Raw genomic sequence first — 20591 nt, 5'->3', positions numbered from 1 at the left:
GGATTATACTTTCAGAACACCATCATTCACGACCGATGCATCCTTTTTACCATTACAACCTGGAAGATTTCCTTACTGACGACGATTTCCGGTTGTGGGTTAAAAACGGCCAGCCGCGTAACGATTTCTTCTGGGCCAAGCTGCGCTCGGAATACCCCGAAAAGGCATTGCTGATGGACCAGGCTGCCGAACTGATCCTCACCTGGGAAAAACAACCCAGCGAACTCACGCATGAAGAGCTCGACCACGAAGTGAACCGCATCCTGAACGAGTCGGTGCGGACGATACCTGCCAGAAAGGCCCGCATTGTTCGAATGCGCTGGTGGTATGCCGCGGCAGCGGTGCTGATACTCGCGGGAATCGGTTGGGCAATGTCCGGCGACGGGCTGTTTTCGAACAACCGTTTTACGTATAAACGCTATGTTTCCGCCTCGCGGGTGCCATTGAAAGAGGTGGTGAACCGGGGCAAAACCCCTATGACGCTCGACTTGCCCGACGGCAGCCGCATCAGGCTCATGCCGGAGGCGGCGGTGAGCTATGCGCCGGTTTTTACCCGTCAACATAAAAGAGAAGTTTATCTGACCGGGGAAGCCTTTTTCGAAGTAAAAAAAAATAAAGCCAACCCGTTTTTCGTATATGCCAACGACCTCGTCACTCGGGTGGTAGGAACGAGTTTTACCATTAAATCCTCTGCCGAGCGCGTGGAAGTGATTGTCCGTACGGGAAAGGTGGCGGTAATGCAGGCCAGGGACCTTGCGGGTAGCGAACCGGTGAATGAAATGCTGTTGACTCCCAATCAGCGAATCGTGTTCACTGCTCAGCGGCCGGTCATGGCCCGTAGCATAACGGGCAATCCGGTCGCCATCGCGTCTCCCGCTACCAGGCCCGATTTTACGTTCGATAACCAGCCGGTGGGGGAAGTGTTCAAATTATTACAGGAAACCTACGGGATACCCATTTTGTACGACTCCACAAAGCTCGAAAACTGCTACCTGCGCGTAGCATTGCGCGACGAGCCTTTTTTTGACAAGTTAGGAATTATCTGCTCTACCATCGAAGCAAGTTACCAGGTAACCGACGGACAGGTCGTTATCACGGGACCAGGCTGCGAATAACCACGTTGTTCCTTTCACCCAAAACCAACCCCCTCCACTTTATGGCAAAACGTTGACCCCAGATTCATTAAAAAGCCGGCAATGATTGCAGCATTACCGGCCTGATTCTCCCGGTTCATTTCAGACAGAAGGACAGTTCCGTCAAAATCGGAGCACGGGAGGGCTTTGTCCAGAATTCATCAAAACCATTCCAATTTATGAAAAAATGTAGTCGACCACTAACGTACCTGGTGACTGTGATGAAAATTGCATGCATACCATTTTTACTGACCCTGCTATTCAGCAGCCTGTCGATTGCCAGCAATGGTCTGGCCCAGGAGCTGCTGCAACGCCCGGTAACGCTCAAAGCCGAACGGCAGGAGCTGCGGCAGGTACTTACCACGCTCGAAAAATCGACCGGCGTGCGTTTTTCCTACGTGCCTTCGCTGGTGCGCAACCAGAAAGTGAGCATCACGGCCGAAAACCAGCGTTTATCGGCCGTTCTCGACCAATTGCTCATGCCTCTGAATATCCGCTATTCGGTTTCCAGGGAATATATTATCCTCAACCGCAAGCAGTCCAGGGACCCGTCCGACGACCATGATGCCAGCCTGCCGGACTTTTTCGGTAATGACGGTCCCGCAGACCGCGTAATCCGCGGAAAGGTGACCGCCGCCGACACCAAAGAGCCGCTGCCCGGTGTGAGCGTCGTCGTAAAAGGCACCCAGCGCGGTACCTCAACGGAAGCAGACGGAACATTTGAAATAGAAATCCCGAATGGCGACGCACAGCTGATTTTCAGTTTTGTGGGTTATATCGCCCAGGAGGTAAACGTTGGAAACCTGTCGGAACTCGATGTGACTTTACTTTCGGATACCAAATCATTGCAGGAAGTGGTGGTGATCGGTTACGGAACAGCCAAGAAATCCGACTTGTCGGCGGCGGTAGCTACGGTTCCGGATATGGACCAGATCAAAAACCGGCCGGTGTTGAACGTCGGCAGCATGATTCAGGGCAAAGTGGCGGGCGTAACGGCGATCAGCAACGGCGGCCACCCGAATCAGACCCCCAATGTCACCATCCGGGGCACCGGTTCGCGCGGTACTGAAAGCGTGCTATACGTCGTCGACGGCGTGCCCAACGCGCCCTACAACCCGGCCGACATCGAATCCATCACGGTTTTGAAAGATGCGGCCTCGGCGGCGATCTATGGCGCGTTTTCGGGATCTGCCGGGGTAATCCTCATTACGACCCGCCAGGCCGCACAGGGCAAGCCGAGCGTCGAGTATAGTGGTTTCGTGGGAATGAAGCAGGCCTGGAAACTGCCGCAATCACTTACTGCCCAGGACGAAGCGAAGGTGTCCAATCTGGCTTATACCAACGCGGGCCTCGCACCGCTCGACGGCTGGGACGCGACTAAAAATCCTTATGCACAGGTAACCCGCACCGACTGGATCGACGAAATCTTCCGCACCGGACTCATTCAGCGCCATAATCTGAGCTTCAATGCGGGTACCGACAAGTTTTCAACCCTTTTGCAAGGCCGTTACGAGCGCGACGAAGGCACGCTGATCAACACTTATGCGCAAAATTTGTCGGTCCGCTTCAATGCGATGTACAAGTTCACCGACAAGATCAAACTCCGGCAGGAGCTTTTTTACAATAACAACGATAACCGCGGCACCGAAACCACGAGTGGTTACAGCGGCACTGTGCTTTCGGCCATCTACATGCCCCGTTCCGCGGTCCCTTACTATGAAGACGGCAGCTTTGGCGGTGTAGGCCCTCGCGACTCACAATACCTGGGTATTCACGGCGATGCGATCAGCCCGGTAGGCACGCTGCTCCGCAACCGTCCATTTAATAAAAGCAATGATATGCAATCGGTTACCGAACTGGGGTATTCCGACATCATTCCCGGCCTTAGCTTCCTGACGCGTTTCAGCTACCGGCAGAACAGCTCGCTCTGGAAGAACTTCGAACCGAAAAGGACCGAACCCGGCAAACCGAACAACCAGAACACCCTCTCCTACGCCACCAATCGCGGCTACCACTGGATATGGGAAAATACAGCCAATTACTCCCGCGTGTTCGGCCGCCACAATGTGGGAGCGATGCTATCTATGACCGCGCAGGAAAATGGCAACCGTAACTTCGGCATCGCTGCCAGGGGTTTCGAGAACGAAGCCGACTGGGCGCAGTTCTTCGTCAATGCATCCATTTTTGATCAGAACAGGCCAACGGACGACGAATGGAAAGACCGTAATGCGTCGTACGTCGGTCGCCTTTCATACAGCTGGGCCGACCGTTATTTCGTAACCGCCAGCTATCGTTACGATATTGCCGGCCGCCTTGCCCAGGGTTATCGTGCGAAAGGTTATCCGGGATTTACCGGTGCCTGGAAACTGAGCTCCGAGCCATTCTTTAATGTAAAAGGCCTTGATCTGCTGAAACTTCGCGCGAGCTGGGGCCGGATCGGCAATATTGGTTCCATTGGCAGATATTACGGTTATCCCAATCTTACGCCCAACAGCACCTACCAGATCGGCAACGGAGCGCCTATCAGCAACGGCTTGTATGTCGCCTCGAGGTTCAACCCCGAACTGTCCTGGGAAACTTCCCAGCAAACCGACTTCGGTCTGGATATCAGCCTCCTGAAAGAAAAACTGACTATCACGGCAGACTATTTCAACAAACTGACCTACGATCTTATCAAGCAACAGGATACCGAATGGACGAATACCAACGGCTACGGCGCACCCTTTATCAACCAGGGCAAAATCCGCAATACCGGTTTCGAATTTGCGGCAAACTGGCGGGATAATATCGGCGAGTTCGGCTACGAGATCGGCGGTAACTTCGCCACGCTCAAAAACCGCGTCGACTACATCGACGAGAACCCGAACTCGGTCTGGACGCACGGCGACGCGTGGAGAAGCATCCTGGTGCCATTCCGCTCGACGGTTGGCCAGCCTTATTTCTCCTACTGGCTCATTAAGAACGCGGGTATCTTCCAATCGGACGAAGCCGCCGCGGCGTATGTAGGCCCTACCGGCGAACGTATCCAGCCTAATGCAAAGGCAGGCGACCTGAAATTTGTGGACGAAAACGGCGACGGCAAAATCGACGACGGCGACCGCGTGTACATGGGCAATGCATTCCCGAAAATCACCTATGGTATTACTGCGAATGCAAACTGGAAAAACTTCGATTTCAGCATCTTCTTCCAGGGGGTCGGCGGCGTTAAGCTCTTCAATGCGTTCAAACAATCGACATTGAATGGTGCCGAGCAGGGTTACAACCGCTGGGACAAAATCCTCGACGCATGGTCGGAAACCAATACCGGTTCGGATATTCCCAAAATCAGGGCGAACGATCCCAACAAAAATTTTTCCACCAATTCGGACTGGTATCTGGAAAACGGAAACTACCTGCGTTTGAAAAACCTGATCGTCGGTTACACATTCAAAAGCAAACCCGGCAAACCCAGCCTGCGCGTGTACGTGAGCGGCGACAACCTGCTGACATTCACCAAATACTCGGGCATGGACCCCGAGATCGGCAGCCAGCTGATCGACGGCCGCTATACCGCACCGGGCCTCGACGGCGGCCAATATCCTGTCGCCAGGGTTTATTCGGCCGGCGTGAAGCTCAAATTCTAACACCCAAATTCGACCAAACAAAGACTCATGAAAGATATCATAAAAAATGCGGGTCTCGCCATTGTTATGGCTGTTGGCGCATCCGCATGTACCGAAAGCTGGGTAGACACCAAACCGAACGGTTCGCCCACCACGGCGTTCTTCTGGAAAAGCGACGAAGATGTAAACAAAGCCGTAGCCGCCATGTACGCGCCGATGGGCTATGAAAACACCTGGGGAAGGAACCTCTTCTGGATGCAGAATGCGAGCGACGACGTCGTGACCGGCCGCGTGCGTGCCGAGAGCGATAATATCAAAAACTTCAATATAACCGGTCGCGAAGGTTCCATAGCCAACTGCTGGAACGATGTATACTGGATGCTGAACAAGGCCAATCAGGTAATCCAGGGCGTGCAAACAGCCACCGGCGTTTCGGATGCGGTCAGGAACCGCGCGCTGGGTGAGGCTTATTTTATCCGTGGATTCGCCCATTTCTGGCTTGCCTATTCATGGGGGCACAAAGATCTCGGCGTTCCGTTCGACGGTCCGGAGAATCCGGAATTCGGCAAACGCATCCCGCCGCAACTTCCCTCCGTAACCGACAACTACGCACAGATCATCGGCGATTTACAAAAAGCCGCCGATCTGCTTCCGTTATTCCAAACCTACGGCCCGGGCGACCAGGGTCGCGCGCATAAGGCGGCGGCATGGGGCTATATGGTCAAAACCTACGCCTATTGGGCGCAATACGATGCCTCCAAATGGGCGCTGATTCCCGAATTGGCTGATAAGATCAAAAACGAAGGCGCCCGCGCACTCATAACAGGCAAAGCCACGCCGGCCGCGAATTACCAGGCGGTGTTCACGATCGAAAACAACTGGAGCAGCGAATACATCTGGTCGGTGAATTCCGGTATCCAGGGCGGTTCGATCTTCCCGGGTGTGGCATTGGAAAACAAAGGCTGGGGTGTGTTCAATGGCTGGGGCTATTTCCAGCCTACGGAAGAATTGTATGAAGAATACGAAGCCAAAGACCCGCGCCGCGAGGTGACGATCCTGAAATTCGGCGATAAATTCACGTATTTCGGCAAAGAGCGGGCGTATTTCTCCACCAACAGCCTCTCGGGCTTTCAAATCCGCAAATACATGGAACCTTACAGCTACGGCAGCAATGAAGACGCCGGCAGCAACACGATGATCAACCAGAACGGCGACGGCCCGTCGACGCGCCTTAACCTGCCGCTGATGCGCTATGCCGAAATCCTGCTTTTCAAAGCGGAGGCCTTGATCAAACAGGGTAAAAATACGGAAGCAGCGGGGCCATTGAACGAAATCCGCGCCCGCGTCGGGCTGGCACCCATCGCATCGCCTACTTTGGCGGACCTTAAACACGAACGGCGTGTCGAGCTTTGGCCTGCGAATGGACCGACCGTTTCGCCGACCTGAAACGCTGGGGTGATTACGACAAAATCAATATGCCGCTCCACGGCCGTATCCATGACAATAAAACCGACCCGAAATCAGCTTACAAAATCCAGGAGATATGGCCTGCCCGTAAATTCGATGCGGCGAAACACATGGCCTGGCCAATGAACCCGGACGAAATTTCGCGCAGCAACGGCGCTTACAGACAAACGCCAGGCTGGTAAAACGTTCGGCACCGCGATTTTTCATCATGAGTTAACATTAATCGCATATTTTTGATTTGAAAACAGGAGACCCTTCGGGGTCTTTTGTTTTATAGTTTATCAATCATCATTCATACCCAATGAAAAAATTTGCCCTTTACCTATTGGCAATGCTGTCGGTCACAACGGCTTCATTTGCACAAAAAACCGCAACTATCAACGTAGCTTCCTACAACCTTCGCTACAACACCCCTAACGACGGCGTGAATGCCTGGCCCAACCGTAAGGAAAATGTAAAAGGACTGATCCGTTTTCACGAATTCGACATTTTCGGCGTGCAGGAAGCGCTCGTCGGCCAATTGAAGGACGTTGCCGAACTCACCGAATTCGCATACTACGGAAAAGGTCGCGACGACGGCAAGGAGGGCGGCGAGCATTCGGCTATTTTTTACCGGAAAGACCGGTTCAAACTGCTGAAATCGGGGGATTTCTGGCTCAGCGAAACGCCGGACAAACCGGGACTCGGCTGGGACGCCAAGTGCTGTAACCGCATTTGCTCATGGGCTCAATTCGAGGATCTGAATACGAAAAAGAAGTTCTTCTTCTTCAATGTGCATTTCGACCACCAGGGCGTGGAAGCACGCAGGCAGTCGGGATACCTGATGGTGAAAAAAATCAAGGAAATCGCAGGTAATGCTACAACCATCCTCACCGGCGATTTCAACTCGACACCCGACACCGAACAGATTAAAACCATCAGCGAATTGCTGAACGACACCCACAATGTAACCAAACAACCCCCTTACGGCCCGGAAGGCACATTCAATAGCTTCAAATTCGACGCGGCAATGAAGACCCGGATCGATTATATTTTTGTAAGTAAAAATGTGAATGTGCTGAAATACGGCGTACTGACCGACTCGAAAGAACAACGCTATCCGTCCGATCATCAGCCTGTGCTGGTAAAGGTGGAGATTAAATAAAACTTCGGCTAATAGCTATCGGCAGTCGGCTTTTGGCGATTTGAAAGAAATTCGATCGTTGATGGCCGGCTGCCTTTGTTTTGTATATAAATGCTAAATTAGAAGCCGTTACGAAACACTTCCGCTCCCGATGTTCAAATCGCTCCTGCTTCTTCTGGCGCTCATTCCGCTGGCCGGATCTTCGACGCAAAGCGTCAAAATCAAGATCATCGCCCCCAAAGCCTGGAATGACAGGAAAGCCATTTTACTGACGCGGGAGAAAGGATTCGCGGCGGTGGTGCATTCGATCAGGCTGGGTTTTGATACCACACATCTCCACATGGATGCCGACATGCTGCCGGATCTCTATCAATTCCAGGTATCACAAAAAAAAGGCGCTTTGACATTTTTTTTCGACCCGGGCACGGAAATACGGCTGGATACCTCCAATCTGGCAAAGTCGACCGTAAGCCGTTCCAAAAGCAACGAGGAATGGCGACAATACGAAACACTGATCCAAATTCCGTCGGACGAACGCCTGGATGCGTGTATAGCCGCAGAGGCGAGTGCCAGAAAACGAAATCTGCCCGATAGTGTCCGGTACTGGGTCGGGCGGCAAGCGGCCGAACGTGAGAAACACTGGGACGAGATGGCCGGTTTTATCGCTGCCCATCCTAAATCGTATGTCAGCTTGTACCTGCTGAAAGTCAATTGGTTTGCACTCAAAGGCAGGGGACTATTTGAAAAGCTCGACCCATCGCTGGCTTCTCACCGAAACTATCGTTTTTTGAAAGACCGGAACCGGGCAGTTGTAAGGAAGTGATTTAAATCAGTGACCCACATGCGATTCCATGCCGCCATCACATTCAGTTTTACCCGTCACGGAAAATTTAAGATATTCCCCAAACGGATGATAGTGAAGCTACGGGACCTCTTTCCGCCCGCTGTCTGCCAGTTTGCTTTCGTACTTCTCGCAGCCGGTTTTGCCGGATGTGGCAGAGAAACTGACGGCACCGGAGGCCTGGCCCGCATCAGAGAAATCAATCAAAAGGAAATCGTTTCAAAACAGGGAATATTCGCCATAACCGGGGCGACGGTCGTCGACGGAACCGGCCGGCCGGCTGTTGCCGATGGCTGCGTGATCGTTAGCAACGGGACGATAACCGCCGTAGGAAAAAGGGGCGACATTGGAATACCCGGCGATGCGCAAATAGTGAATGCAGCCGGTCTTACGCTCCTGCCCGGGTTCATCGATTCCCATTTTCATCTCGACGGCGTCCACGGCTTGCCTGCCCGGTTTCTGCAAAACGGCGTCACCTCGCTCCGCGACCCGGGCGCGTGGATCGAAATGTATGACGGCGAAAGAAACAGCGGCCAGCCGGTTCCTCGCCTGTTCCTCGCAGGCCCGCATCTGGACATGTTCCCGCCTGCCTACCCGCGCGATGCGTACGTGGTCAGGGACGCCGACGAAGCGGTGCGGGAGGTCAATCGCCTGGCCGACCGGGGAGCTTCGGTGATCAAAGTGTATTATCGGCTGCCTCCCGCCATCATCCGCGAGGTTTGCAAAGCTGCCCATGCACGCGGTTTGCCGGTAACGGCGCATCTGGAAACAACCGAGGCCAGGGAGGCCATCGAGGCCGGGTTGGACGGCGTTGAGCATATCACCTCGTTCGGACTGTCGCTCGTGCCGCAAATCGAAGGCGAGAAATACCGCCAGATGGTTATGGCCGATAATAATGCCCGGAAACAAGGCCGTTACGAAGTTTGGAAAAATATCGATCCCGACGACCCGATGACCGACTCCCTGGGTATTTTTTTAAGAAACAGGGGCACATTCGTAAGCCCAACCCTCGGCGCATTCGAATACCAGGCAGCTGCCGGTCAGCCGTTCGACACCGCCCGTTTGGAAGGGTTCATCAAAATGAAGAAAATAACCGGCAAATTGCACCGGGCCGGGGCGAGGATAGTAGTGGGCTCGCATTCGATGATCCCTTACGCCGAAACCGGATGGGCTTTTCAGCGGGAAATGGAGCTGCTGGTCGACAGCGGGCTAAGCCCGGCAGAGGTGATTTCCGCGGCTACGCTTCAAAATGCGCGTTTCTTCCGGATCGACGATCGCCTGGGCAGCATTGAAAAAGGGAAACAGGCCGACCTCGTCCTCATTAAGGGAGATCCTTTGAAAAACATCTCGGTTACCCGCAACGTCAGCAAGGTGATGCTGAATGGGGTTTGGGTTAAACAGGCCGAATAATTCACATTGTTTCAGGCATTCGGGCCGGCGCCCCGCAGCCGGATGGCACCGGGGAAACCCGAGGCGTTATCAAGGTATATCAACTACAAATCAGCCAGGTACTTCTGCCCTCCCAGATACCGCATTTGCCGGACGATCTGATTGGTACGCTTGTTCACATACGCAGACGGATTTTTGATGGAGAAACGGATCGGATTGGGTAATACCGCGGCAATACGGGCAGCTTCATAGCGTGTAAGGCGCCTGGCGGATTTGTTGTAATAACGCAGTGAGGCTGCTTCGACCCCGAAGGTCATTTTTCCCATTTCAGCTACATTCAAATACACTTCCAGAATACGCTCCTTGCTCCATAACACCTCGATCAGGACTGTAAAGTAAGCCTCGAGACCTTTACGAATGTAACTGCGGCCGTGCCAGAGGAAAACATTTTTAGCGACCTGCTGCGAAATAGTGCTGGCACCGCGGGCACGCTTGCGGTCCTCGGTCATGGCATTATAAATCTGATCGAAATCAAATCCCCAGTGATTGGGAAAATTCTGGTCTTCGGAAGCGACCACCGCCAGGGCTGCTTCTTTGGAAATGTTTTCGTAGGGCTCCCAGTCGTGGTAAATCTCCGTGTCTTCTCCGGCCCTGAATGCATCGATCTTTCTCGAAATCATATAAGGTGTAACCCAGATCGGCAAAAACCTCAAAATCACCACCCAAACGATCGAAATTACAAAAAAAGCGAGGAGGATTCTGAGCGCAATAAATTGCAGACGGCGGAGCATAAAAATTTTTTACTTCTACAAATAGAAACCAAGTAATAAAAACAGCGTACAAAGAACAGAAACTAATCAGGTTTAGGCAAAGAATTAGGTGCCTTAATCGCCAATTTTTTCATTGACGCCGCTTATGAATGAAGATCTCCTCAGTTTTATCTGGCGCTTTCAGTATTTCGAAAAGAAAGCATTGCATACCGACGAAAATTTGTCGCTCTCCATTATCCGGCCGGGCCACAAAAACGCCGATGCCGGCCCCGATTTTTCCGAAGCCCGGGTCCTGATCGACGGCGTGCTGTGGGTTGGAAGCATCGAGCTGCATGTGAAGGCCTCGGACTGGTATTTCCATGAACACGAGCAAAATGGCGCATACGACGGCGTTGTTCTGCATGTGGTTTGGGAAAATGACCGTGAGGTAATCAGGCACGACGGCACGCCTGTACCCACACTGACATTGAACGGGCTTGTGAAAGCATCCATACTGGAAAGATACCGACGCTTGCTCGACGAAAAAGAAGCGGTACCATGCCACCGGCAGTTTGCCACCGTAGACCACATTCGCAAATATGCCATGCTCGACCGCGCGCTGCTCGAAAGGCTCGAACGCAAAGCGTCGGAAGTTCAACAGCTACTGGAAACAAACGGGCAGGACTGGGAGCAAACCGGCTACCAATGGCTTGGGCGGCATTTCGGGTTTAAGCTCAACGATGCGCCTTTTCAACGGCTGACTCGTATTATTCCATGGAAAGTTATCCGCAAGCATACAGAACGGTTGCTGCAAATAGAGGCGCTGCTGTTTGGCTGCGCCGGACTGGTCCCCGACGACTCAGAAGACATCTACGCACGGCAGCTTCAACAGGAGTTCCGGTTCCTTGGTGCCAAGTACAGATTACTGGATAATGTGATGCAGCCTCATGAATGGAGGTTCGCACGCTTACGGCCGGCTGGTTTCCCGACCGTCAGGCTGGCGCAATTCGCGAAACTACTGTCCAATACCGGCGGCTTTTTGAACCGGATTGTGATTTCCGATCATTTCGACGAGGTACGGGCGCTGTTCAGGATCGGGCAATCGGCCTACTGGCGGGAGCATTATACATTCGGCAAGAAATCCAGGGCGCAGGTTCCCCCCTTGGGAACGGATGCCGCGCATTTGCTGATCGTGAACGCCGCGGTGCCATTGCTGGTGGCCTATTCCAAACAAAGGCAGCAACCTGAACTCCTCGACAAGGCGATTTACTGGCTTTCCGAAATCCCGGCCGAGGACAACCGTATCACGCGCGAGTGGGCTTCGCTGGGAATGCGGGTAAAAACAGCCGCAGATTCCCAGGCGTTGATCGAATGGTTCAACAATTATTGCACGCCCAGGCAATGCCTCGAATGCCCCGTAGGCGCGGCCCTGGTGAGGGAACCTAACCCTTAACCAGGTTCACACCCGTCAGCAGGAACACGGTGCCCACCAGAAAAGGTACGATCGATTCCCATTTGGAAACCGTGAGTCCCAACACGGGCTTGTCCGACAGGAAGGCGACGCAGGCAAAAAGCAGCACCGCTATTCCCAAAATAGTGAGCAGCGAACCGAAAAAACGTTTAAACTGGGCGTTTTCCATGAAATGTGTCTATGAGGAGATTAAAAGTTCGCAAAAATATCAAATAAGGATTGTCAACGACGGCTGCCCAACAAAAAATGTGCCTTAGGTTCGTTTCAGTCCCATTTTTTCCCCTTCGCGGATCATGAATGCAAAAGCCGGCTCGTACTCGTTGGGAATAATGCCTTCCAGAATCGCTTCCCGCACCGCTTCTTTGATAATACCCACCTCGCGCGCGGGCTTCAGGCCGAAAGCCTCCATGATCATTTCCCCCGTGATGACCGGTTGGAAATTGCGGAGCTTGTCGCGCTCTTCGAGGTCTTTGAGCTTCTGTTCGACCAGGTCGAAATTGCTGATGAAGCGCCTTACTTTTTCCGGGTTCTTGGATGTAATATCCGCCCTGCACAGGTTCATCAGCGCTTCGATATCCTCTCCGGCCTCTACGAGCAGGCGCCGCATGGCCGAATCGGTGATTTCGTCTTTCGAAAGCACGATCGGACGCAGATGCAACCTGACCAGCTTTTTCACAAACCGCATTTTTTCGTTCAGCGGCAGTTTCATTCGCCGGAAAATGACCGGCACCATGCGCGAGCCTACTTCCTCATGGTTATGGAACGACCAGCCGTTACGCTTATCGAATTTTTTAGTCGCGGGTTTTGCGATGTCGTGCAAGATCGCCGCCCAGCGTAGCCAAAGGTCGTCGGAAACCTGCGAAACGTTATCCAGCACTTGTAATGTATGGTAAAAATTGTCCTTATGCCCCTTGCCTTCGATATGCTCCACGCCCTGCAATTCCACCATTTCCGGAAAAATGATCGCGAGAAGGCCAGCATGATAGAGTAATTTGAAACCGTAGGAAGGGGTTTTGGAAAGGATAATTTTATTCAATTCATCGGAGATCCGTTCCATCGACACAATGCCGATGCGGTCTTTCATGTTAACGATCGCTTCGAAAGTGTCGGGCTCGATATCGAAATTAAGCTGACTCGCGAACCGGATCGCACGCATCATGCGCAACGGATCGTCCGAAAATGTAATTTCCGGGTCGAGCGGCGTGCGGATAATTTTCTTTCGGAGATCGCTCATCCCGTCGAACGGGTCGATCAGCTCCCCGAAAGTGCCGGCATTAAGGCTGATTCCCATCGCATTGATGGTAAAATCGCGGCGGTTTTGGTCGTCGGCGAGCGTACCGTCTTCCACGGCCGGCTTACGCGACTCCGAGCGATAAGATTCTTTGCGGGCGCCTACGAATTCGATTTCAAGATCGCCCTGCCGGATCTGCGCAGTACCGAAATTTTTGAAAACACTCACAAAAACATCCTTTCCAAGCCGTGCAGCCACCATTTCGGCCAGCTCGATGCCGCTGCCGATAGAGACGATGTCGATATCCTTGCTGTTTCGTTTGAGTATCAGATCTCTAACGAACCCACCGATAATATAAGCCTCCACACCCAGCTCTTTCGCGGCCGCGGCAACTATTTCCAGAACCGGGTATGGTGTCAATTGCTCTTTGAAATTCATGCCGCAAAGGTAGGGAATTCTTGTTCGACATGAAGCGGTGGGCTGCATCCATGTCACATGAACCATTTCAAAAGATACCTCCGAATCAGGATATTTCTCTCAAAACTGCCGTAGTGTGCGCTTTACAAAAACCCTCATGGATATTCTGTTTACTAAAATACGATGTTCCGCAGAACAGAACATCATTTAGACGTCGGAATATCAGGAAGGTAACACCTTGTAGAATAACGTTTCTAGCTATTCACCATAAAAAACGCCGTCCGGGGAAACCTGTCAAACAGCTCGTCCTTCAATTCTTTGCTCAGCGGCAGCGACTCCACGGCACTGGCCATGCATTGCAGCCAGGCTACGGCATCGTCTTCGGTGATGGTGTGCGGCATGTGGCGGGCGCGCATCATAGGATGTCCGTAAACCTCCGAATAAAGCTGCGGGCCGCCGAGGAATTGCGTGAGGAAAAGACGCTGCTTTTCCTTGATAAGGTCTTTATCGGTTTTAAAAAGCCTCGAAATGAGCTCGTGCCCGAATACCAGGTCGTAAAATTTATCGGTGAGCTGCCGGAGCGTCGCGTCGCCGCCGATGCGCTCGTATAATGACTGATGTTCCATAAAATAACCGGCCGGATTCAATGCCGCCGGAATTAAAACTGCGAACCTGCCGGCGGAGGTTCCCGCAGCAGGAATGACTATTGTCAGTTTTCGAACCGCAAATGCTTTACCGATTCCCCGGAGCGCGCGAGTTCAGTCAGGGCGTCGATGCCTATTTCAAGGTGCTGCTTTACGTAGCTCGCGGTCACTTTTTTTATCGCTCTCTTCGGTTTTGACGCCTTCGGGCACCAATGGGTTGTCCGAAACCAGCAGCAATGCTCCGTGCGGGATGGAATTCGCAAACCCTACGATGAATATCGTCGCGGTTTCCATATCGATGGCCATGGCGCGGACGGCGCGAAGGTATTCCTTGAACTCGTCGTCGTGCTCCCAGATACGGCGGTTAGTGGTGTAAACGGTGCCGGTCCAGTAGTCGAGCTTATGCTTTTTGATGGCAGCGGAAACGGTGCTTTGTAAGCGGAAGGAAGGCAATGCAGGGATTTCCGGCGGCATATAATCGTCGCTGGTACCTTCGCCGCGTATCGCCGCAATGGGAAGGATGAGGTCGCCGACCTGTGTTTTTTTCAACCCTCCGCATTTACCTAAAAACAGCACCGCTTTGGGGTTGATGGCTGATAATAAATCCATTACCGTTGCCGCCATGGGGCTTCCCATTCCGAAGTTGATGATCGTAATATCCTTGGCAGTGGCAGTTTGCATGGCCTGGCCCGTTCCGCGAACTTCCACCCCGAACTTCTCGGCAAACATGGTCACATAATTTCCGAAGTTGGTGAGCAGGATGTAACTTCCAAACTCTTCGACCGGCGTTCCGGTGTAGCGCGGGAGCCAGTTTTCGACGATCTGTTCTTTGGTGGTCATGAATTCAGCAGGTTTGTTGGCGAGGCAACCCGGGTTGATTATCTTCGTTCATGGAATCATTGAACCTTCCCGGATTCGCCCACAAAGTTAAGCAGGTTAACGGGAAACCGCATATTTTCGATATTATCCGCAGGAAATTCGTCACGCTCACGCCGGAGGAATGGGTGCGCCAGCATTTCATCCATTTGCTCATCACACATTATGGTTACCCCAAATCGCTTTTTGCGGTAGAAACCGGCCTGCAATACAATACACTCGCCAAGCGTACCGACATCATGGTGCTTTCCAACAATGCATTGCCGTTCCTGCTGGTGGAATGCAAGGCGCCGTTCGTACGTGTAACGGACGCTACTTTTGCCCAGATCAGCCGCTATAATTTCACATTACAACCCCAATACCTGGCCGTTACCAACGGAATGGCGCATTACTGCTTCCAGGCAGTGAACGGACAGATACATTTCATGGACGATTTTCCTAAATACCGCGATTTTAACCAATGACAAAAAAGAAACCCACCCGAAACGGGCAGGTCCTTTCAACATTCAGGTCATACAAAATGCAGGGCGGTTGCAACCGCCGGCGGTAATTATTTCGCAGCAACCAGTTTCACGTCGATAGAGAAATCGTCGTGGATCATTTTGTCGCCGAGGTTATCGAAGAATGACTTCGAGTTGTATTTAATGTCGTATTTCGAACGGTCAACAACCAGTTTACCGGTAGCTTCCGCGCCGGATGCGGTAGTTTTAACAGTCACGGGGAAAGTAACAGGCTTGGTAATACCTTTGATAGTCAGGTCGCCGGTGACATCATAAACGCCGGTAGCTTTCGGTGTAGCTTTTGTTACCACGAAAGTTGCTGTCGGATGTTTCTCGACGCCGAAGAAGTCGTCGGATTTCAGGTGACCGATCAGTTTGCCGTTGTATTCTTTGTCGGTAAGGTCCGTACAAGTGATGCTATTCAGGTCGGCAACGAATTTACCGCCGGTCAGTTTTGCGCCGTCGAGGATGATCGTTCCTTCTTTCAGGGAGATTTTACCTGTGTGCTCGCCAGTAACTTTTTTACCCAGCCAGGTCAGCTCGCTTTTCGCGGTGTTCACTTTCAGACTGGTTGCCTTTTTATCAGTGTCCGCTGAAACAGAAGAAGATACAAACAATGCTACGGCAAGAGACGCGACAAAAAATTTAATTGATTTCATTGTAGTTTTGATTAAAAATTAAATTGATTTATGGATTTGTGTTAATTGTGTTCTTCGCGGAGCTTATCGAGCAATGCGCTGATCTGCTCGGCCTCTTCCTCGGAAATAATATTGAACCGGTTCTCCCAGTCCTCGATAAACGGATCGAGTACTTTCAGCAGTTCGAGCCCTTCTTCGGTAATCACGACATCCACGGCACGACGGTCGCTTTCACATGAAGTCCGTTTTGCCAGGTTCTTCGCCAGCAGCTTATCGACGAGCCGGGATGTGTTGGAACTTTTGTCGAGCATGCGCTCGGTAATGTCGCTCACCTTGATCGGATTGCCTTGTTGTCCCCTCAATATCCTCAGCACGTTATATTGCTGTGGCGTAATGTCGTGTTCCTTGAATGATTCAAGCTGCTTATATTCGAGCCATTTGGTGGTATACACCAGATTTAACGCCAATTTTTGGTACGGGCTCCGAAATTTTTTCTGCTTTATATCAGTTTCAATAGACATAGCCAGTTTTGTTCAATGTAATAATATGTATATACATTTAATGTAGAAACATTTATTAGCGCAAGAATAGTTCAGTCGGAAGAAAAATATTTTCAGAAATTTTACCAGTTTCACCGAGACCCGACACAACTAATTTACGTCAAGCAAATTAAGCCATAAACAATAGTTAACAATCAATGACAATATCTGACAATCAATGACAACACCTGACAATCAATGACCAAAATCCTGACCACACCTGCCCAGCGACAGCCACCCAACATGATCGAACTCCAAAAACCCCTGATCCTCGCTTCCAACTCTCCAAGAAGAAAACAGTTATTGCAAGAAGCCGGCTTCACATTCACCATCGAAGTGCTTCCTACCGATGAAAGTTACCCGTCCGATCTGCCTGCCGGGCAAGTAGCAGGCCATATTTCAAGGGAAAAGGCCGGGCAGTTCCATAGCATCCGCTCCGACTCGCTGGTACTCACTGCCGACACGGTGGTAATCGCCGACCACCATATTTTGGGTAAACCGGCGGACGCCCCCGACGCATTCCGGATGATCAAAATGCTCTCAGGCAGAAGCCATAAGGTGGTGACGGCGATAAGTTTGCTGTCCGACGGCACTATCGAAACCGTCGCCGACGCCGCAGAAGTTTACTTCCGCAACTTGGAAGATTGGGAAATCAACCACTATATTGACGAGTATAAACCCTTCGATAAAGCCGGCTCCTATGGTATTCAGGAATGGATCGGGATGATTGGCATTGAAAAGATCGAAGGCTCGTTTTATACGATCATGGGCTTGCCTGTCCATATCGTTTACCAGATATTGAAACCGCATTTCCGCTAACGTTCCGTCATGCCCGCAGACAAGCCCACCAATATCCCAAAAGTTTGTTATGAGATATTTGTCCGTTCGTTCTGCGACTCGAATGGCGACGGTATCGGCGACCTCAACGGCATTATCTCGAAACTGGACTACCTGGCCGACCTCGGTATCGAGGCGATCTGGCTCACGCCGATCCACCCTTCGCCCAGCTACCACAAATACGACGTCACGGATTACTACGCCATCGAGCCCGAATACGGCACCATGGACGATTTCCGGCGGCTTCTCGCAGGTGCGCACCGGCGGGGCATGGCCGTTTACCTCGACCTGATCGTGAACCACACCAGTACATTGCACCCGTGGTTCAGGGAGGCCCGCAAAAGCAAGGATAACCCCTACCGTGAATTTTACTGGTGGATGACCCAGGACCAGATCGATCACCTGGGCATTTCTGAACGTGAAACTTCCGACGACTCGCAGGTGGTTTACCCCTGGCACACCAATCCGGGCGACGATGAGAAATACTACGGCCTGTTTTACAAAGGAATGCCCGATCTTAATTATCATTCGGAGGCACTGCGTGAGGAAATCGCGAAAATTGTGCGTTTCTGGCTGAACGATATCGGCGTCGACGGCTTTCGCCTGGATGCGGCGCGACACATTTATCCCGAGTGGGACCGGGAACAGAGCGTCACTTTTTGGGACTTTTTCTCCAAAATCGTGGCGAAGGCCAATCCCACCGCATTTACCGTCGGGGAGGTGTGGGCCGACACCGAGGAAGTTGCGCCTTATTTCCGGCACCTCAACGCCACCTTCCATTTCGATCTCAGTTTTGCGCTCCAACGTATGCTCGTAGCCGGACGCGACGAACAGCTCATTGACAAGCTGATAGCCAGTTTCAATTTATTTCAAAAATACAACCCGCTATTTGTCAATGCAATCATGCTCACCAATCACGATCAGGAGCGCATCGGCAGCGTGGTCAATGGCAATACCGCGAAGATCAAGCTCGCGGCAAGTATCCTGCTCACATTACCCGGCCAGCCCTATTTGTATTATGGTGAGGAGATCGGAATGCTCGGTTCCAAACCCGATCCCTATATCCGCGAGCCGTTTCTCTGGACGGCCGACCCGGACGATCCACAACTGGCCCGCTGGATCAAACCTCAATTTACTACCCCGAAAACAGTGGCGCCCCTATCGGCACAAATCCACGACGAATCCTCTGTTTTCAATCATTACAAAAGCCTCCTGCATCTGCGCAAAACGGAGCCCGCGCTGGCCCAGGTACTTGCGCCCAACCTGCAACCTGTACGTCTGGGTAACGACGAGCTGCTGGCCTATTTCCGGCCGCATGCCGACCGCTCGCTGATGGTCATTCATAACCTCGGGGAGCATGAAGTTGAATTTACAATACCGGAAGATAAGTCGCTGTTTACGGAAGTGCTGTTTTCGACAGATCCTCCGCACGAAAAGCAACTGACCACAAACCGGTTATCCCCACATTCCAGCATCATCCTGGCCCCGGCAAGGGTCTCCGCAAAACCCGAAAACCAGTAGGGAACCGTCGTTCCGGTTCTTTTTAGCTAAATTCCTTTCGGTACCGCTAATGCATTCCCTATGAAATCCGGTATTATCTCCCTTTGTCTGATTGTCCTTCTGACCTCTACTGCTATGGCGCAAAAGTCGTATCCCACTATGGGCAAGATCATTTATGAAGACCCGTCTTTTGAAAAACTGTTGTCGAAAGACGCCAGAATCGAGGTGCTGGCCTCTGGGTTCGAATGGTCGGAAGGGCCGGTTTGGGTGAAGGAAGGCGGTTATCTGCTGTTTTCGGATGTCCCCAAGAACAAAGTTTACAAATGGGACGAAAAAGAGGGACTATCGGTGTTTCTGGAACCGTCGGGTTACACGGGTCGTGGTGTTTACAGCGACGAGCCCGGCAGCAATGGGCTGATCATCGACAATAAAGGCCGCCTGGTTTCCTGCGAGCATGGCGACCGCCGCATTTCGGCCATGCCATTGAGTGTGGGCGGCAAAATCACATTAGCGGATAACTTCGAGGGCAAGCGTTTCAACAGTCCCAACGACATTGTGCAGCACAGCAACGGCGATTATTACTTCACCGATCCGCCGTATGGCCTGGCAAAAAAGCACGAAGACCCGACCCGCGAAATCCCGCATTTCGGCGTGTACCGCATTCATAAAGACGGTAAAGTAACCATGCAGGTAAGCGACCTCAGCCGTCCTAATGGCCTCGCATTCTCTCCGGACAGCAAGACGCTCTACGTAGCGCAATCCGATCCGGAGAAGTCGATCTGGATGGCCTACCCCATCGACGCGAGCGGTAATGCAGGCAAAGGGAAGCTGATTTACGACGCCACAGCCATGGGCAAACGCGGCGTCCCCGGCCTGCCCGACGGCCTCAAAATTGACAGGGACGGCAACCTCTGGTCGTCGGGACCGGGCGGCATGCTCATTATCAGCCCTGCCGGCAAGCTGCTCGGCCGGATCGAGATGGGCGAGCTGACTTCCAACTGCGCCTGGGGCAACGACGGCTCTACATTATATATGACCGTCGACGGCTACGTGTGCCGGGTAAAAACCAATACCAAAGGGGCGGGCTGGTGATCAGTTGTTCTTCCGGTATTCGCGGAGCGTATTGTCGACATCGCGTTTCACACTACCCCAATCGGCTTTGCCGTTACGGTAAATGCTGGTGTAGGCTTTGTAAAGCATCAGCCGGTCATCGCTGATCTTGTCGAGCTCCATCGCCATTACCTGCCGCGACGAAGATTTGGCATTTTTATACTCGTTCAGCAGTTTATTGTAGCGGTTTTCGAGATTGTCCAATTCGTACAGAACCACTTCCCCGAGCTTGTCCATTTCGGCATACTGGTTCAACAGGCGCTGATTATAATCGGCATTCCCTAGCGTTGTGACGCCCGCTGCCGGATTGCTGTTATCCACTACCCGGTCGTAATCTTTCCGATAAGTCGCGTCGTTCGTTTGGTAATTCCTGTCATCATCGGAAGTACGCGCGGACCGGTCTGTGGACGACGACGAAACGCCGTGCATCCGGTCGTAGCGGCGCTGCAACGCGGCGGAACAGGAGAAGGTCAAAATGGCAAATGCCGCCATCACACCCCGTATATAAAGCTTTTTCACTGATT

Annotated in this window: 19 protein-coding genes and 1 pseudogene; 12 read left to right on the top strand and 8 right to left on the bottom strand. The window is 52.2% G+C overall.

Features of this window, described 5'->3' with window-relative positions:
- The first annotated feature begins 35 nt into the window (after positions 1-35).
- The 7 genes from ABV298_RS21590 (at position 36) to ABV298_RS21560 (ending at position 9576) form a co-directional block, all read left to right on the top strand.
- Complete coding sequence (locus tag ABV298_RS21590; protein WP_353718234.1) at positions 36-1115, top strand: FecR domain-containing protein; 1080 nt, start codon at positions 36-38, stop codon at positions 1113-1115.
- Positions 1116-1312: 197 nt separating this feature from the next.
- The gene (locus ABV298_RS21585) at positions 1313-4756 is read left to right on the top strand and encodes a TonB-dependent receptor (protein WP_353718233.1); all 3444 of its coding nucleotides are present in this window, start codon (positions 1313-1315) and stop codon (positions 4754-4756) included.
- A gap of 27 nt (positions 4757-4783) precedes the next feature.
- Complete coding sequence (locus ABV298_RS21580; protein WP_353718232.1) at positions 4784-6181, top strand: RagB/SusD family nutrient uptake outer membrane protein; 1398 nt, start codon at positions 4784-4786, stop codon at positions 6179-6181.
- Positions 6145-6384, top strand: a complete 240-nt coding sequence (locus ABV298_RS21575) for a RagB/SusD family nutrient uptake outer membrane protein (protein WP_353718231.1) — start codon at positions 6145-6147, stop codon at positions 6382-6384. Before ABV298_RS21580 ends, ABV298_RS21575 begins: the two co-directional genes overlap by 37 nt.
- A 119-nt stretch (positions 6385-6503) precedes the next feature.
- A complete protein-coding gene (locus ABV298_RS21570) occupies positions 6504-7346 on the top strand; it encodes an endonuclease/exonuclease/phosphatase family protein (RefSeq protein ID WP_353718230.1) in 843 nt (280 codons plus the stop codon).
- Positions 7347-7476: 130 nt separating this feature from the next.
- Complete coding sequence (locus tag ABV298_RS21565; protein WP_353718229.1) at positions 7477-8148, top strand: DUF4369 domain-containing protein; 672 nt, start codon at positions 7477-7479, stop codon at positions 8146-8148.
- An 18-nt stretch (positions 8149-8166) separates the two neighbouring features.
- Positions 8167-9576 carry an amidohydrolase family protein gene (locus ABV298_RS21560; RefSeq protein ID WP_353718228.1) on the top strand — a complete coding sequence of 470 codons (1410 nt, stop codon included), beginning with the start codon at positions 8167-8169 and terminating at the stop codon, positions 9574-9576.
- Positions 9577-9659: 83 nt separating this feature from the next.
- On the opposite strand, the gene mtgA is transcribed toward ABV298_RS21560, so the two are convergent.
- Complete coding sequence (gene mtgA / locus ABV298_RS21555; RefSeq protein WP_353718227.1) at positions 9660-10346, bottom strand: monofunctional biosynthetic peptidoglycan transglycosylase; 687 nt, start codon at positions 10344-10346, stop codon at positions 9660-9662.
- Positions 10347-10470: 124 nt separating this feature from the next.
- Between mtgA and ABV298_RS21550 the strand changes: the two genes are divergently transcribed.
- Complete coding sequence (locus ABV298_RS21550) at positions 10471-11757, top strand: DUF2851 family protein (RefSeq protein WP_353718226.1); 1287 nt, start codon at positions 10471-10473, stop codon at positions 11755-11757.
- Here ABV298_RS21550 and ABV298_RS21545 read toward each other — a convergent pair.
- From ABV298_RS21545 to ABV298_RS21530, 4 genes and pseudogenes are all read right to left on the bottom strand, one after another.
- On the bottom strand, positions 11747-11944 hold the full coding sequence (locus tag ABV298_RS21545; RefSeq protein ID WP_015811882.1) for a hypothetical protein: 198 nt from the start codon (positions 11942-11944) through the stop codon (positions 11747-11749). The two genes, ABV298_RS21550 and ABV298_RS21545, sit on opposite strands and share 11 nt — an antisense overlap.
- 84 nt (positions 11945-12028) lie before the next feature.
- Entirely contained in the window at positions 12029-13444 is a 1416-nt protein-coding gene (locus ABV298_RS21540; protein ID WP_353718225.1) for an HD domain-containing protein, read from the bottom strand.
- A gap of 233 nt (positions 13445-13677) precedes the next feature.
- Positions 13678-14049, bottom strand: coding sequence for a globin (locus tag ABV298_RS21535; RefSeq protein WP_353718224.1), 372 nt, complete (start codon positions 14047-14049; stop codon positions 13678-13680).
- Positions 14050-14132: 83 nt separating this feature from the next.
- A pseudogene (locus ABV298_RS21530) lies at positions 14133-14907 on the bottom strand (AMP nucleosidase).
- Positions 14908-14957: 50 nt separating this feature from the next.
- On the opposite strand from ABV298_RS21530, the gene ABV298_RS21525 reads away from it, so the two are divergent.
- Positions 14958-15407: a type I restriction enzyme HsdR N-terminal domain-containing protein gene (locus tag ABV298_RS21525; RefSeq protein ID WP_353718223.1), complete on the top strand. Its 450-nt coding sequence runs from the start codon at positions 14958-14960 to the stop codon at positions 15405-15407.
- A gap of 86 nt (positions 15408-15493) precedes the next feature.
- Here ABV298_RS21525 and ABV298_RS21520 read toward each other — a convergent pair whose 3' ends face one another.
- Both ABV298_RS21520 and ABV298_RS21515 read right to left on the bottom strand, forming a co-directional pair.
- Positions 15494-16102 (bottom strand): YceI family protein, encoded by a 609-nt coding sequence (locus ABV298_RS21520; protein ID WP_353718222.1) that lies wholly within the window; start codon positions 16100-16102, stop codon positions 15494-15496.
- Between the two features lie 41 nt (positions 16103-16143).
- On the bottom strand, positions 16144-16602 hold the full coding sequence (locus tag ABV298_RS21515) for a MarR family transcriptional regulator (RefSeq protein ID WP_353718221.1): 459 nt from the start codon (positions 16600-16602) through the stop codon (positions 16144-16146).
- 261 nt (positions 16603-16863) lie between these two features.
- On the opposite strand from ABV298_RS21515, the gene ABV298_RS21510 reads away from it, so the two are divergent.
- From ABV298_RS21510 to ABV298_RS21500, 3 genes are read left to right on the top strand one after another with little or no spacing between them, the layout of a single operon-like run.
- Complete coding sequence (locus tag ABV298_RS21510; RefSeq protein WP_353723224.1) at positions 16864-17439, top strand: Maf family nucleotide pyrophosphatase; 576 nt, start codon at positions 16864-16866, stop codon at positions 17437-17439.
- Positions 17440-17448: 9 nt separating this feature from the next.
- Positions 17449-18978 (top strand): alpha-amylase family glycosyl hydrolase, encoded by a 1530-nt coding sequence (locus ABV298_RS21505; protein ID WP_353718220.1) that lies wholly within the window; start codon positions 17449-17451, stop codon positions 18976-18978.
- 60 nt (positions 18979-19038) lie between these two features.
- Positions 19039-20049 carry an SMP-30/gluconolactonase/LRE family protein gene (locus ABV298_RS21500; RefSeq protein ID WP_353718219.1) on the top strand — a complete coding sequence of 337 codons (1011 nt, stop codon included), beginning with the start codon at positions 19039-19041 and terminating at the stop codon, positions 20047-20049.
- On the opposite strand, the gene ABV298_RS21495 is transcribed toward ABV298_RS21500, so the two are convergent.
- A complete protein-coding gene (locus ABV298_RS21495) occupies positions 20050-20586 on the bottom strand; it encodes a hypothetical protein (RefSeq protein ID WP_353718218.1) in 537 nt (178 codons plus the stop codon).
- Positions 20587-20591 lie beyond the last annotated feature (5 nt).

The organism is Dyadobacter sp. 676, from assembly GCF_040448675.1.
Classification (GTDB): Bacteria; Bacteroidota; Bacteroidia; order Cytophagales; family Spirosomataceae; genus Dyadobacter.
This window is presented reverse-complemented; position numbering and strand designations above follow the sequence as displayed.